Raw genomic sequence first — 16,187 nt, 5'->3', positions numbered from 1 at the left:
TGTAAGAATATAGGGAAGCCGCACGCCGCACAAGCGGCGGCCTCCGGGGCAGGGTCGTCGCTCGGTCGCGCTGTCAGAGGGAGTCGAGGAGGGCTGGCGGCCAGCGCCGCTCGCTCCCCCGCGGCACAGCCGGATGGAGCGGCCCCCTTCCCCGCCGGGAGAAGGGGGCCGCTCCATTCCGCACGCTCATCCCGCCGTGGTCAGGGGCGGATCGATGTAGTCCAGATCGAGGGTCAGGCTGCTCAGATGCACCAGCGGCATCGTCTGCTTGGTCAGATCCGACATGATCCGGAGGTCGAAAGCGAGCCGGCCGCCGGTGCCCGATGGCGCATTGGTGGCGAACCACAGGGAGATGGCGCCCGTCCAGGCCTCGATCATGGCATCCAGCGTGCCCTCGCCGGTGCCGAAGATCGCGACCGACCGCGGCGCCTGCATGAACACCGGCAACTCCACGGTGGCGAAGCTGGTCTTGGCGTAGCCGTAGACGGTGCGGACCTGGATGGACAGGGTCGGCAGGGTGACCCCGGTCAGCAGGGTGGCGAACAGGTTGGCGAGCTGGCCGGTCAGCGTCCGGCTGACCGGACCGCTGCCGCCGATCGCCGCGACGTCGATCGCCTGATCCCAGCTGACGCTCGGCAGCACCGGGTTGGCGAAGGTCACGTCCGGCGTGGTGTAGACGAAGCCGGCGGCGGAGGGCCGCCCGGCCACCAGCTCCTCGTTGCGGGTGAGAAGGACGCTGGTCTGGGCGTCCTGGCGCTGGAGGATGTTCATGCCGGGCAGCTCGATGGTCCGGTCGGCGATGGACTGGCCGTCGCCGGCCGACAGGTAGACGTCGTCGCCGTCCCGCCGGCGGTAGACATAGCTGAAGCTGCTTGCGCCGTCCGGAGCGCTGATCAGCACCGCTTCATAAAGGTCCGGCGCCACCAGGATCACCGGTACGCCGATGCCGGCGGGCGGCGCGCCGATGATGGTGACCAGCAGGGCATCGCGCGTCTGCCCATGATCGACCGACGATTCCGCCACCGTGAAGGCGTAGCTGAGGGATGGATCGCCGACACCGGCCGACGGGCTGGCGGCGGCGACGCGGAAGGAGTTGCCGCCGCCCGACGCCTCGACGATGTCGCCGACCATCTCCAGCATGCTGTCCAGCGCCGTCGCGGCGTTGGCGATCCGCAATTGGCCTTCCGCGTCGGCGGCGTCGATCGACGCGTCGATGCCGGCCAGCCAGCTGTCCAGATCCGCCTGGACCGAGGGGAACACCGTCACGAACTGCGCCAGCGCGTTGAAGGCGTCGAGGAACGAGGCGAAGGCCATCAATGGCGTGGCGATGTTGAACTGCACCGTGGCGTGGACGCGGTCCTGGGGATAGTGGTAGGGCAGCGAATAGGTGGCATCCAGCGTCCAGACCAGGATTTCGGACAGCTCGTCGGCGTCGGCCTGCGGGGTGCCGGTCGCCGTCTGCGCCGGCAGGTCCGGCGTTGTCGGGAAGCTGCGCAGGACCATCGGCACCGGGAACCGGCCGAGATCGGCGGTCAGCGGGCCGGAGGGCTGGGCGATCACGAAGCTCAGCCAGCTCGACGCCTCGTAATTCTCGATGCCCGACAGGCTGCCGATCTGGTGTTCGATGCTGCTGCCATAATAGCGCAGGTTAAGCGCGACCGACGAGACGGCGGCGCCGCTGTCGTCGTGAAGGATGCCCGGCGCCGACACCATGATGGTCAGCGGCTGGTCCGGCGCCGTTTCCAGCGACAGTTTCGGCGCCGACAGCGACAGGGTCGAGGCCAGCGGCGTCGCCGCCCCGCTGGTCACGGTCATCGACAGCGGCGCCTGGATCGGCCAGCCCAGCGTATCGGTCAGCGCGCCGTCGACGGTGACGACGGTCGTCCCGGCCGTCGCATCGCCGTTCAGGGTCAGCGTCACGCTCTGTCCGTCGGAGGCGACCACCGCCCCGACGACCTCCAGCCCGCCCGACAGCGTGTAGGAGCCGGGCGATCCGGCGGGGTCGGTGGCCATGGCGGTGCTGAACCAGACGGTGAGCGCGCTGGCCGACGCTTCGGCGAGGGTAACCGCGGTCATCTGCGGATTGACCGTCGTCGCGCCATAGAGGCGGGGCGGAACCTCGTCGCCGCTGAAGGCGCCGGTCGTGGAGCCCGTGACGGCCGCGGTGAAGCCGAGCGCCGCCTTGACCGTGTAGGCGTTGGAAAGCTGGGCCAGCAGCTCCTGATAGAAGGCCTCGCGCGCGTTGCTGGGGTCGGCGTCGGCCTGATCGGCATAGACCGGCTCCATCAGCTCGCTGGTGATGGTGGCGAGATCATCCTTGTAGTCCAGCAGCGCCTCCAGCCGGCCGCCGGGGGAGAGCTTGTCGAGGATCTGGATGGCGGGCAGGAATTTCGGGGTCAGCACCGCATCCACCGCGGCGAACAGCTGGCTGGTCCAGCTGTCCATGTCGACATTGGTGAAGTCGGTGGGAACGCCGGTCTTCGACAGGCCCTGGCCGGTGGCATAGGGATAAATCGGCACGCCCGACCGGCTCTCCAGCCGGTTGGACACCGGCCTGGGCGCGAAGATCGCCGGATCGTCCGGCGACGACGACAGGGCATAGGAGATCGCCTGCCCGGCCGTCTCGCCGACGCGCACCGCCCAGACGCTGGTGTCGGCGGTGCTCACCGAGGCGTCGCGGTCGGTGCCGGTGGCCACCCGGATCAGGTAGCCGCCCGGCTGGGACAGCGCCTCCTCCATGGCGGCGGCGAAGGCCGACAGGGCGAGGCTGCTGCTGCTGTCGCCCTTGGTCAGGGGCGGCACGATGGTGGAGGCGCTGCGGATGCCCGGCACGCTTTGCAGGTCGCCCCAGACGCTGCCGCCGGTGCGGGTGACGGTGAAGATCAGCTCCAGCTTGACGATCTCGGTCTTGGTGAGGCTGGAGGCCGCGACCGGCAGGGTGATCTGCTGGCTTGGCGGCGGGGCGGCGACGCCGGTGCCGAAGGCGGCACGGTCGGTGACGAAGGCCAGGATGCTGGTGGTCGCGGCCGTGCCGTCTGTTCCGGCCGTGCCGCCCGTGCCGCCCGTGCCGTCGAACAGCCATTGCTTCAGGGCCGTAACCTCGTCCGCCGACAGGGCGGTCACCAGCGGCTTGCCGCCCTCGTCGACCAGCAGGGACATCGACACCGTGAGGCTGATGCCGTTGGGATCGTTCAGCTGGTCGCGCAGGCTGCCGTAGGTGCGCTGGGCCTGGGCGGCGCTGGACTGCACGCCCGATCCCCGCGCCGCCACCGTGTCGGGATAGGAGAAGCCGGCCCAGCCGGACACCCCGTCCCCGGTGGCGGTGGTCAGGCCGTTGACGGTCAGGGTCGCGGCGTCGCCGTCGGTGAAGGCGCCGGCAAGGGTCAGCAGAACCGACAGACCGCCGGGCTGAAGCGCCGCCGACGCCACCTCCAGGCTGACCGCGCCGTCCTCCGCCGTCAGGCTGTAGTTGGCGGCGTTGGCGGCGCTGGTGGGATCCAGGGTTTGGGTGAAGGTGGCGAGCACCGTCCTGTCGGTCTGCGGCACCGCCATCAGCAGCCCGTCATAGCTGGCCTGGGCGAAGGACAGGGTCAGGGTGATCCGGGCGCCGCCATCCTCGGCGCTGTCCACCAGCCAGTTCGACGACAGGGTCGGCCATTGCCCGAGGCCGATCAGGGCATCGGTGTAGCCGACGATGACCGGTGGCTGGTTGAAGGGGCCGCCGCTGCCGGCCGACGGCTCCGACAGGGTGGTGTCGATCTGGTTGCCGTAGAGATCCTGCCAGGAGAAGGTGACCTGGAGGACGCCGCCGACGCCGTCATAGGGGCTGTCGCCGCTGCCGTCGCGGGCATAGGAGGAATAGGGGATGTTCTGGCGGAACTCCCAATCCGGCTCCCCGGCGGTCGCCAGCTCCGGCGCCGCCACCTTGCCGAAGGCGGCTGTGGCCAGGGTGTCGCCGGTGTCGGCGTCATCGCCACCGTCGTCCGGCGAGGTCGGGCCGAAGGGCAGGCTGACCGGGCTTTCGGTGAAGTCGGCGTTGCCGTAGATCCGGCAGCCGAGCAGGGAGACGTCGTTCAGCAGGAAGGCGGTGGCCCATGCGGTGTCGCTGGCGCCGGCAGGGGCCGCCGCCTCTTCCGGCGGCACCTCGCGCAGGGCCAGCAGCGCGGCGGTGCCGACATCGACGGTGCTGGTCACCGTGACCGGCCCCTCCGGCACCACCACCGTCCGGCCGGTCCACAGCCCGGCCACCAGACGGTTGTGGGCGGCGAGCGCCACCACATCCATGCCGTACCAGCCGGCGATCTCCTCCAGGCTGCCGCTGTGGCTCGAGGTGCCGGCGGTCAGCGACAGGGCCGGCAGCCGGATCGCCAGCGGGAAAGATGCCGGATCGGGCAGGGTGCCGCCGTTGGCCGCCTGGAGGGCGGCGACGCTGGTGCCGAACCGCGCGGCGATGGCGTCCAGCGACTGCGGCGCCCCCGGCGGCGGCTGGTAGAGCCCCTGGCTGACCGTCAGCACCGTGCCGGCGGTCAGCGCCAGCCCGGCGTTGCTCTCGGCGAGATCGCCGGGATTGGCGAAATAGCCGTAGGCCAGACCCGCCAGCGTGTCGGTGGCGGTGGCGGTCACGGTGAGCGGGTCGGTCTGGGGATCGGCCTTGGCGTTGACCGCGGCGCTGCCGAGGTCGAAGCCGCCGCCGGTGACCACGGCGTTCATGTAGTCGGTCAGCCGGTTCCGCCGCGCCGCCGCCGCCGGGGCGGCGTAGAGGACCATCGCCGTCAGCGACGCCTCGCCCTTGTCGTTGAAGGCGTCGTCGGGCAGGCCGCGGGCGTCGGTCTGGTCGTAATAATAGAGATAGAAGCCGCCCGAGCGGGTGATGCTCGCCTCCCACAGCAGGCGCAGGAAATCGAGCTTGCTGTTCAGCAGCCCGAGCCCGGTGGACGCGGTCGCGGTCAGGGCGCGGGCCGTCATGGTCGCGGGCGGGTTGGTCTGGGTCGACAGGTTGGCCTGGGAAATCCCCATGGTCACCGCGGCGTCCGCATCGCTCTGGATCCCGCCATCCATGACGAAGGCCACCCGCAGGCTGGCGATGGCGTCATCGTCGGTCTTCAGCTGGTCGAGCAGGCGCTCCAGGATGACGATGCCCTCGTCGTCGGCGCCGATCACCTCATAGGTGGTGGCGGAGGCCGGGCTGCCCTCGATGGCCGGGACCTTGCGCACGGTGAAGGCGATGGCCGAGGCCCAGCCATAGGCGCCGACCGGCCCGTCCACCGTCGATCCCGACGCCTCGTCGTAGCGGCTGAGGATGACGGCGAAGCGGGGGTCGATCCGCCGGGTCGACGGGTCGGGCAGGGCGGTCAGGCTGTCGGGCAGCGTCCACACCCGCAGCGTCTGGTTGCCGTCGCCGGGGCTGCCGTTCGGCAGGCCGACCAGATCGGCGCTGAGCCACGCCGTCATGCTGGACAGCGGATAGGTGGCGGGACTGCCGCGCGCCACCGTCCCGGTGCCGAGCGCCAGCAGCGGGATGTCGAGCGGTGCGGCGAGGCAGGCGGCGATGCTGGTGATCCGGTTGGCGTCCGGGGTGCCGGCGGCCACCTCGATCGTCAGGCTGTCGACGCTCGTGCCGGCGGCATCGGCGAAGGCGAGCCAGGCCGGTCCGGCGGCGCGGCTCAGCGTGACCGTGAAGGGTGTCGCGGTGATCGCCGCCGGCAGCGCGATCTGTTGCCCGGTCAGGGCGAACAGCCCGGCGAAGGGCGGCAGCGTGAGGGTGCCGCCGCTGTCGCGCACCCACATGCCGGCGGCCTTCGGCGTGATGCCGTCGGTCGGCAGGCGCAGCCCCTGGAGGTAATAGCGCGAGGCCATGCCGGACAGGTTGGCGATCGCCTGCGACCGCTGCGCCTCGTCGATCAGGGCGGCGACCTGATAGTGGGGCAGGTGCGGCAGGTCGAGCGTGCCGATGTCGGCGCCCGAGGAATCGGTGACGGCGAACAGGCCGGCGATCGCCGCGTTGGCGGGCAGGTCGCCCAGCGCCGCCGGCGTCGTGCCGTAGCGCGCGGCGATGTCGGTCAGCGTGTCGCCCTCGGCGGTGTCGATGGTCAGGACCGGCAGGGCCAGCACGGCGACGGTCGCCAGCAGATCCGTCTGGGTCAGCACCTGGCCGTGGGCCAGCAGATCGTCCAGGCTGACGCCCAGGCTGTGGGCGATGTCGCCCAGCCCCTGGCGCGGCTGGACCGTGACCGCCGCCTTGTCGGGATAGCCGACCTGGGCGCCCGTCCGCAGGATCTGGTTGCCGGCGTTGGCGAGCGCCAGCGCGCTCGCCGTCAGGCCGGCGGCGGCGAACGGCTCGCGCCCGGCGATGCTGGTGAAGCTGTCCCCCGACAGGGCCGAGGCGGTGATCAGCGGCACCAGCAGCAGCGCGCCGGAGGCCGGCAGCCCCGGCTGGTCGAGCACATCGGCCTCGCTCAGCAGATCGGCGAGCAGGGCGTCGAAGGCGTCGGCGACGGCATAGAGCGTGTCGCCGGCGGCGACGGTGTAGGAGGCCGGATCATGGCCGGGCCAGGAGACGACGGCCCCGGCGGCGAGGATGCCGGCGCTGGCGGCGTTGGCCATGGCGAGGCTGCCGCCGGTCACGCCGTCGGCGGCGTAATCCAGGGCGAGATCGTTGAAGCTGGGCGACGGGGCGGGCGCCGTCAGGCTGGTGCCGATGCCGAACGGCTTGCCGGCGGCCAGTGCGTGGGAGGGGTTGGCGGTGAACAGATCGGCGACGCTGACCGCCGCGCCCCCGGACAGCTGGCCGGTGGCGTTCACCGACGCGACCAGCGCCTGCGGCGTGGTGGTGGCGTCGATGGGGTGGGTGAAGTCGCGCAGGCCGTCGCGCATCGCCTGGATCATCTGGCGGGCGATCAGCAGCATGTAGTCGCTGCGGATCCAGTCCGCCATCGAGGTGCTGTCGTCGGTGCCGCCGCTCTTGACCGCCAGCGCCGCCGCGTCGCCGCTCTCCCCGCTCTGGACGGACAGCGCGTTGAAATAGGCGCGCAGCTCCGCCAGCCCGGCCGAGGAGATCGCGTTGTAGTCGCCGAAGGCGTAGGAGACGCCGGCGTAATCGGCGCCATAGGCCGGCACCGTCATCGTCACCGCGCCCGGCATCGGGAAATAGGTCGCGGTGGCCGACCCGTCCTCGTCCGGCGGCAGCGCCACCGTCATGACGAACTGGCCGTCGAAGAAGGGGTCGATGGCGTCGATGGGAATCGGGGTCGGGTTGTCGTCGGTGCTGACAAGCGTGGTGTCGAGCAGGGCGTCGAGGGCCGTCTCGTCGATGATCAGGGCGTCGACCTGATCGCTGGTCAGCGGCGCCGGCTGCATCGCGGCGATCACCCAGCGCGCCACCGCCTTGGCCAGCGTCTCGAACGCGGTGTCGCCCGTGTCGGTGCCGGTGGTGGTGCCGTCGGAGGGGGCGACGCTGTCGATGAACAGCATGGCGACCCAGCAGGGCGTCTGGGTGGTGTCTTCCGGCCATTCGCTGCGGGCGCCGGTCAGGCCCATGGCGGTGTAGCCGGACAATGGCGCCTTTTTGTCCGCCGGCAGCAGGTTGGACCAGGACGGGCCGCTGTCCACCGCTGTTTCCGCCGCCTTCAGCGTCCGCGCCGCCGGTTGGGCGGTCTTGCGCAGCGCCGAGGTGCGCAGGGCCGAGGTGCGCAGCGCCGCCGGGCGGCTCAGCAGCGAGGCCGTCTGGGCCGTGGTCGTCGCGGCCACCTGCCAGGGCGGCGAGCCGGTGTTGGCGACGGTGAAGGATTCCTTCACCCGCATCGAGAAGCTGAAATGCAGGGTGATCTTGAACAGGCCGAGATTGATGCGCACGCTGGCCTTGACCTTGACCGAGGCCAGCACGGTGAAGGTCATCGACACGAAGCTCTCGTAGGAGAGCTGGACCATCACCATGACCTCGACCGAGACCGAGGCCTTGATGATGCCGAAATCGACGCTGCCATCCAGCTTGCCGCTGATGCCCAGCGTGCCGGACAGCTTGAAGTAATAGGCTCCCTGCAACTGCCCGGCGGGAAGCGTCGAGCCGGCGCCGTCATAGGGATTCCAGGTCGCCAGCACACCTTCGAGGATGCCGAACACGGTCAGGCTGAAGGAGGCGCTGAGGATGCCGTATTCCACCGACTTGCCGAGGCCGAGCTGGAAGCCGAAGCCGAAGGTCAGGACCGGATTGAAGGTGCCGTTGACCACCGTCGGTACCAGCGTGGTGGTGGCGCTCGACAGCTTGCCGAAATAGAAGCCGCCCGATCCCAGCATCGGGATCCCCGGCGGGATGATCGCCTCGACGGTGAAGGAGCGGCTGAAATCATTGTTCCAGGGGAAACCGACATCGATCTGGAAATCGCCGTTGGTGTAGACCGAGATGGCGAATTCCGGCAGCGTGATGGTGTAGGCGCCGACATCGATGCGGCGCATGATGGTCGGCAGGGCGATCTGGGCGGAATAGACCCCGACCGTATCGCTGATCTGGCGGTAGATGATCTGGAAATCCAGCCCCTTGAACACCTTGGCCATCGAGCCGTCGAGCGCCAGGCGCAGGGCGTAGAAGTTGGGGTCGTTGAAGACGGTCTGGAGCGTCAGGAAATAGCCGGTTCCGGTGTCGCGGCCGCCATCCTTCTCGCCCAGCTTCAGCACGCCGAAATCGAGCCCGACCATCCAGTCGGACGCGGCGTCGAAGACCAGGGGCGGCAGGGTGCCGGGGCTGGGGTCGGGCAGCGTCGTCATCAGCGCGATGGCGTCCTGCACCGTGGTGGCGTCGGTCAACCCCTTGACCGTCACCCGCTGCCCGAGCGCCATCATGCGCAGGTCGAGATATTTGTTGCCCTGGCCTGGAGGGGCCGGCGCCGCTCCCGGCTTGCTGGCGTCCCAGGGGCCGAGCGTCGTGCTGTCCCCCATCGCGCCGTCGCCGATGTTCCAGGTGAACAGCCCCTTGAGCGAGACATTGACGCCGCGGTCCTTGCCCTGCGACAGGTAGGAGGCGGAAATGCTGTCGATGCGGGCGAAGCCGAGGTCGAGCGGCCCGATCGACAGGTCGAAGCTGACCCGGTTGCGGCTGCTGTCCTTGGTGTTGAAGACATAGACCAGCGACACGCCGCTCAGGCTGATCTGGTTGACCACGTCCCACGGCGCCTCCAGCGTGAAGGAGGAGCCGGTCAGCCATTCGATCATGGTCGCGATCAGCGACCCGATGGTCACATTGTCGGTGAAGCCGAGCTTGGTGGTGTATTCGCCGGTCTTGGGATCGTAGGTGACCGTTCCCGACAGCAGATCCCAGGTGATGCCGAAGGAGGTGACCTCGGGCTGGTAATCGTACCAGACCTTCAGCGTGATGCCGTTCCACAGCCAGTCGAGGTCGATGCGGCCGTAGGATTCAAGTTCGCCGCCCCCGTCCGGCACCCGGCTGCCGCAGGAGAAGCGCCCGGCGACCTTGATGTCGGGGATGAAGGGCACGCTCCACGGCTCGGCGGTGCCGCCGGCGAACGACCACGCCCCGGTGCCGGTGTCGAAGGACAGCGCCAGCCCGGCGATGCCGTAGGGGTCGCCGTCGCCGGTGTTCCAGCCCAGATAATAGTCGAGCAGTCCGGTCAGCGAGACCGAGGTGCCGTCGGTCTGCTGGCCGACGAAGGTCCAGGCGTCGGGAAGCTCGAAGGTGGCGCCGAGGCTCAGCGAGAATTCCGCCGACGTCCCCGGCAGGATGACCGTGGTGCCGCGCAGCGTCACCGCATAGCGCCCGTCGCCGCCGGTGGTGTCCACCCCCAGCGTGTCCAACTTGAACAGGGTGATGCCGCCGATGGTCACCGGCGCGTCGAGCACGGCGTCGGCGGAGACGCCGAAGAAGCCGGTGGTCGGGTAGACGTAGAAACTGAAGCCGGTGATGGCGGCATCGACGTCGAGCACGGCGCCGAGCAGCTTGACCAGATCGGCGATCTTGATCTCGCCGTCGGTCAGCGCGCCGGACACCTGGAAGTCGGGATACTGGGTGCTGATCGTCACCGTGCCGCCGCCGATGGTGAAGTCGCCGGTGGCGTTGATCATCCAGCTCCGGTTCTCCAGGTCGCCGGGGGCCGAGATGGTGTAGACGATCGTGGGGGCGAGCGAGATGGCGGGATCCTTCAGCAGGATCCACGGCGAATCCGTTGAGAATGTGAAGGTCAGGGACTCGATGGCGGCGGCGGTCTGGTCATAGACGAACTGGGCCTCCCGCAGGCCGAAGCCGGACAGGGCGTTGAGCGGGGAGGGCAGGCTCTGCACGAGGTTGAGACCGCCCGCCATCTGGAAGAAGCTGCCGATCGACGGGTAGGGGGCGGCGAACACTCCGGTGACGATCCAGCGGTTCTCCTCGACCGGATAGCGGATCTCCATGGTGAGCGTGGCGCCGCCGATCACCGTGCCGACCAGACCACCCTGCACCGGGGTCAGCGCCTCCGTCACCGTCAGGTCGAAGCCGGGGTCGGCGAACTGGATCCAGGGCGCGCCGTCGATCGACCAGACCTGGGTGGCGCGGCAGCTCAGGGTCGACAGGATCGGCCCCTCGTTGGGTGCCGTGAACAGCAGCCCCAGCGAGAAGGGGGTGCCGAAGGCGAGCGTGCCGGCATTGACGACGGACACCTCCGTCACCGCGCCGCCGTCATCCTTGGTCTCGGTGATGTCGTCCAGCGCCACCGTCACCAGGAAGGTTGATCCCACCACCGGCCGCCAGAAATCGGCGAATTCCGAGCCGGCCATGGCCGCCAGCAGATCAAGCGTGCCATCCGACCAGGCGGCGGTCAGGCTGTCATAGATGCCGGCCAGCGTCGCCGTCGACCCGGCTTCGGCCGACAGGCGGGACGCGGAGCGTGCAGACAGCGCCACGGCGTTCGGCTCCTGCTGGGCCGTGGTCTGGGACTGGTAGGCGATCAGCCCGAGCGTCAGCTTGTCGTGAATATCCTGGGAGTAATATGTGAAGAGGGTTTTGAAATATCCACTGAGTTCGCTTTCCGCGTTCCGAAGATCATTCATGAAGGAAATGATCGAATTTATGCTGTCCCCGAATTTCTGAATGGGAGGATAGGTCAGGTATTTGTTGTAGCCGAGACGAACCAGGGCGGCGGTTTCGTTGCATCGCATCGGGATGCCCGCCGGCTGACCGACCGGCGGTGCGCTCGGATAATTGTTGCCGTTCATTCCCGGTTTCGGCATCTGAAAATAGGGGGTGCCAAGGGAAATGACCAGGCTCGATGTCCCTTGCCCTTCGAAGAGTGGCGGCAAGGGTGCTGTGAACAGGCAATTATAGACATCCTGCGGCACGCTGCCGATCACGACCATCAGGACATCGCCGGTGTGCAGGGCGGAGATTTTCTGAGTGATGTCCTCAGCGGTGAAGTCACCACGGAGTATGCTTACGCGCTGAGATGCCTGATTGTCGGTCTTGTAACTGTCAACTCGGCCGAGGAAGTCGTCAAAATTCGATTTGTTCTTGTTCGTGTAGCCGTAATCATCCTTGATTTTCTTGTTCAGGTTTTCAGTGGATTTCGGATCGGCCGATTTGTACAGATCAACATAGGTGAATTTTTCGTCGGTGAATGTGTTCAGCAGGGGGACGACGATCGGCGCCCCCAGGAAATTCTGGCCTTTCTGGTAACAGCCGGCGATGATGGCGATGTTCAGCAGCATCTCCGTTGAATCGAACTGGTGCAGCCCATAGGCTGGCCAAATCAACGCCCCGGTGTTCTCGCAGGCGCTCATCAGGCTGCGGGCGTAGCCGGTGCTGGTGGCCAGCGCCGGGTTCCAGGTCTGCGAGCAATACCAGTCCCACACCGACTGCGGCACCGTGGTGACGGCGGCCTTGTCGAACTTGTAGGGCAGCAGGTTGATCGTGTCCGACAGATCGCCGATCCGGACCGTCGCACGCCCCGAAGCGGGTTGGAACTCGATCTGGTTGGGAACGAAACTCCCATTCTCCAGACGCCACGCGAAGGGCTGCAAGCGCAGGAACGCCGAGACATTGAGTTTCTCGGCATAATTCACCGTCAGGTCGTCGGCGCCGCCGGTCATCCCGAACGCGACACGATCATTCAATTTGTCGCCCGGCGAGGCCAGATTGATGAACCGGATATCCTGGCAGGTTCCATAGGTGATCTGCGCGGTGTCGATCTGGGCGGGGTCGAGGCCGGTCAGCAGCAGGCCGAGCTTGCGGGCTGTATCGTTGATCCCGTCCTTCGATGTGCCCGCTGGCGCCCAGACGATCCGCACCTGCCCCGCGTAACCGTACCGGTCGATCTGCCGCTTGAGCAGATGGATGGTCGTGGCCTGGTGCCCCATGTTGGGGGTGTTGTCCACATAGATCCGGATCTGGGCCTGGGCGTTGAGAAACGCGCCGAAGGCCGTGGCGCCCTCGGCGGCCTTCTGCTCGCTTTCGGCGTTGCCCTGCATCAACTGGGCGAGAAGTTCGGTGAAGGACATGGCGTTTCTCCCCGGTCGGCGGCAGGTCAGGAATTGTCGGGTTCGTTGTTGTAGAGGGCGTACCAGCCCAATCCCGACGGCTTGCCCCCGGACTCGGGGTTTCCGAACAGGTAGAACAGGGTGGAGCCGCTCGGCGGGATCTTGAGCAGCCCGAGGAAGCGCAGGGCGATGTCGGTCAGCATCAGCAGGAACGACGACTGGTCCGGGTCATAGGCCAGCCAGATCTGGTTGACCGACAGCTTCAGCACATTCTGCAGGCTGATCAGCTTGGCGCCGCCGCCGGTGCCCGGCAGCTGGATGCCGACCAGCGCGCGGTAGGACCCGGTTCCGCTGCTGTCGGTTGACCAGGCGGTGAGCAGCTGGGAGGTCAGCTTGGCCTTGCCGGCCAGCGCCCCCGGCGTCCCCATGTCCAACCGGTAGCTCAGCCCGTACCACTCCGTCCCGCCGACGCCGCTGAACACCGCGTCGGGGATGACGGTCAGCCAGTTCGACGCCTCCGGTGCGGCGGCGGCGCTGCCGGAGACCAGCCCGTTCAGCGTCAGGGCGAAGTTGGTGTAGAGGCAGCCGGAGCGTGGCGTGCTGGTCACGACGTCGAAGGTGATCTGGTCGGTGACGAAGCGGAAGGCGGTCTCGGTCGGCGACGCCGCGGGCGAGGTCAGCTGCAATCCCAGCGTGGCGTAGCGCAGCCCCTGGCGCAGGATGTCCTGGCCGTCCGGACTGCCGAAGGAGAACACGTCGAAAGGAACATCCGCGGCCGTCCGCACCAGCGTGAAGTCGAGATAGCCGCTGAAGCTGAACAGGCTTTGCAGGATGCCGGTCCCAGTTCCGTCATCCACCGTGCTCATCTGGGCGGAGTCGATCTCGATCTTGTTGAAGATATTATTGTCGAAGTAATAGGTGGTGGTGTAGAGCGCCCCCATGCTGTAGATGGGCGTGCCGTTGTTGTTGACATAGGTGCCTTTCAGAATGATGGCGTTGGCATCGTTGCCGCCATCGGCACCCATCCGTTCGACCGGCATCCCGAACAGGGAGTTCAGCGTCACCTGGGCGTAGCTCTGGAACAGCTTGACGGCGGTGTTCTCGAACAGGACCTGGAGCGTCAGCACCCGGAAACCGAAATCGGCCCCTTCGGCGACCGGCACCGGGGTGACCGGTTGCCCGGCCGCGGGCGGGACATAATCGGGGTCCTGGTAATAGATCAGGCCGAACATCGAGCTGGAGGAGGACAGGGCGATGCTGGCCGCCGCCGGGTCGTTGGCGACCGGGCTGACCTCGATGCCGAGATGGTGGGCCATGAAGGCGCCAGGATCGGTGATCCCCGCCGCCAGCCCGGCAAGGTCGGACGGCAGGCCGCAATCCATCGCCAGCACCAGGATGCCGGTCCAGTCGGGGTCGCGCGCGATGGCGTTGAAATTGCCGAAATAGTCGGTGTCGGACTGGTCGCTGGCGGCCTGGAAATAGGAGCGCAGCCAGGTCGACAGCACCGGAAGTTCGGCCGGATCCGGCGGTCCGGGCGGCAGGGAGGGGTTGGCGGGGTCGAGGTCGCTCGGTGCCGCGAAGTCGGTGGCGAGCGTCCATTTGTCCTGCGTCGACACCAGGCTGGAGGATTTGGTCGCGTCGGAGCTGGGATCGTAGAGCGCGCCCTTGCAGCCCTTGACGATAATCACGTTGTTGTAGTCGTTGTAGGAATTGTGCCCGACATTGGCGGTCAGCAGCCAATCCTCGATGGTCATGCCGTTGAGGAAGCGCGCGCCGGAGGCGCCGGGATCGGTGCTGCCCAGCAGGGTGGCGTTGGCGATCACCAGGAACAGGTCCCCGGTGGAGAAGGCCTGGTGCAGCTCGGATCCGGGATTGAGGAAGGCCAGCGTTCCGTCGCTGCCCGCCGCCAGATTGCTGCCGAGGAGGATCTCCCGCCAGCTGCCGTCGTCGGCCAGCGTCACCAGCTGCCCGGACGGGGTGGTGACCACATCCTGACCGCTTCCGGCGTCTGCGGTGTCGGCCAAGGCGGCTTTGGCCAGAGGGGATTGGGCCAGAGTGGTTTTGGGAAGGGCGCGGGACCGGGCGGCCGATCTGAGGGTCGTGGGCTTCGCGACGGCGGCTTTGGCCATGCCGCCGGCGCTCCCGGTGCCCGCTATGGCGGACCGCCGCGTCGCCGCCAGCACCTGGCCTTCGAAATTGGCGATCTGGCTGGCGTCGAAGCTGACGACGCCGTCGCCGGCCGTGGCCAGAGCGTAGGGAGCCAGCGGAAAGGGGCTGCCCGCGCCCGGAAGCGCCACCGCCGGATCCATGGCGCCGAACAGGCTGGGGTAGGACGCGAAGATCAGCGGATCGCGCCCCAGCAGGGGCGATCCCTTGGGCTGGGCGACATAGGGGACGGTCCCGGCTCCTTGCGCCGTGACCACCGTCGCCCAGGAGGTGAGGAAGGCGCTTTCCAGAAGCGGTGCCGACGGATCGGTCGGGGCGGATACCGGCGAGGCGGGGGGGAAGGGAAAGCGGGGCGCCCAGGCCGGCTTTCCGGTCTCGAACCACAGCCGGTCGCCGTCGCCGCCGTCGCCGCGCGGCTGGAAGGCGATGTATTCCGTTCCCAGCAGGCCGCCGATCATGCCCAGCGTCCCGCCGCCCGCCGGGGCGTCGGGCACCGCCAGCTCATAGGCGCCGACCGGCGCCGCCTGGAAACTGGTGGGGCCGACGCGGTCGGGCTGGCAGCCGGGATTGAACACGAGATAGGCGGCGTCGGGATTTTCGTCGATCTGCCCCGGAACGGGATAGAGCCAGACGGCCAAGCCGGTGGTGGTGGCGAATCCCGACGCCAGCGCCACCGGGACCGAGGGCTGGTTCAGGATCTCGCCGGAAAAGGCGACGGTGGTGCGCGCCGGCAGAAAGGCGTTGGTCGGATCGCTGGGATCGATGGCGAGATGGAAGCCGATCATGTCGCTGGAACTGGGCAGATTGCCGACGGCCAGCGGCAGCCACAGGGCGGTCACCGCCGAAACATCGCTGTCGGCGGAGGGAAAGGCATACTGGAATCCCCAGTTCCAGCTGTCATGCAGCGACTGGCGCTGGATGAAGCTGTCGAACCGCAGGGTGCCCCGCAGCGTGCCGTCGCAGGGCAGACGCGCGTTCGGGCTTCGGCTGCTGACCGGCTGGGCGGCGCCCTGGAAGCTCGGGTTGGCGTTGGTCAGCGACAGCGTCGTCCCGTCCAGCGTCACCGTCATGCCGCCGGTCAGGGTCAGCGACAGCGCCGGCACGATCGGGGCGGCCAGCGGTCCGCCGCTGTCCCCCGCCGGGCTGAGGCTCATGATCGGGCAGGTCGACGGGGTGATGGCGGTGGGATCGGCCAGCCAGATGAAGCCGCGGCTGTCCTGGGTTTGGCGCAGGACGCCGTCGATCGCCTCGACGAAGCCGTCGGCACTCGCCGCCGTGATCGCCGGGTCGCCGGCGGAATAGACGAATGTTCCCTGGAACGCGGCGGAGGACAGCGCGTCCTGCAGGCCGATGCCGTCGGGAAAGCTGGTGCAGCCCGCCGGCAGCACATAATAGAAGAATCCGGCGCCCTGCTGCGCGCTGTACAGGCGGGCGGTGTGGAATTTGGTGAAGAAATCCATGGGCGGCCTCCGGTCGTGGCGGGATCGGGGACGCGCCCGGCGGTCCTCCCCGCGAGGGGGGAGGGCCGCCGGGCCGGTCCCGTGACGTGAGCGGCCGAACCCGCG

2 protein-coding genes are annotated in these 16,187 nt (G+C 68.3%); both read right to left on the bottom strand.

Annotated elements, in window-relative coordinates; genetic code table 11:
- Window positions 1–186: 186 nt before the first annotated feature.
- The gene (locus tag AZL_RS29540; protein WP_012978053.1) at window positions 187–12,477 is read right to left on the bottom strand and encodes an Ig-like domain-containing protein; all 12,291 of its coding nucleotides are present in this window, start codon (window positions 12,475–12,477) and stop codon (window positions 187–189) included.
- Window positions 12,478–12,503: 26 nt separating this feature from the next.
- Window positions 12,504–16,082: a hypothetical protein gene (locus AZL_RS29535; protein WP_012978052.1), complete on the bottom strand. Its 3,579-nt coding sequence runs from the start codon at window positions 16,080–16,082 to the stop codon at window positions 12,504–12,506.
- Window positions 16,083–16,187 lie beyond the last annotated feature (105 nt).

This window comes from Azospirillum sp. B510, from assembly GCF_000010725.1.
Taxonomy (GTDB): Bacteria; Pseudomonadota; Alphaproteobacteria; order Azospirillales; family Azospirillaceae; genus Azospirillum; species Azospirillum lipoferum_B.
This window is presented reverse-complemented; position numbering and strand designations above follow the sequence as displayed.

Coding starts and splice junctions, on each gene's coding strand:
- AZL_RS29540 (WP_012978053.1), bottom strand. CDS start 12,477: ATGTCCTTCACCGAACTTCTCGCCCAGTTGATGCAGGGCAACGCCGAA.
- AZL_RS29535 (WP_012978052.1), bottom strand. CDS start 16,082: ATGGATTTCTTCACCAAATTCCACACCGCCCGCCTGTACAGCGCGCAG.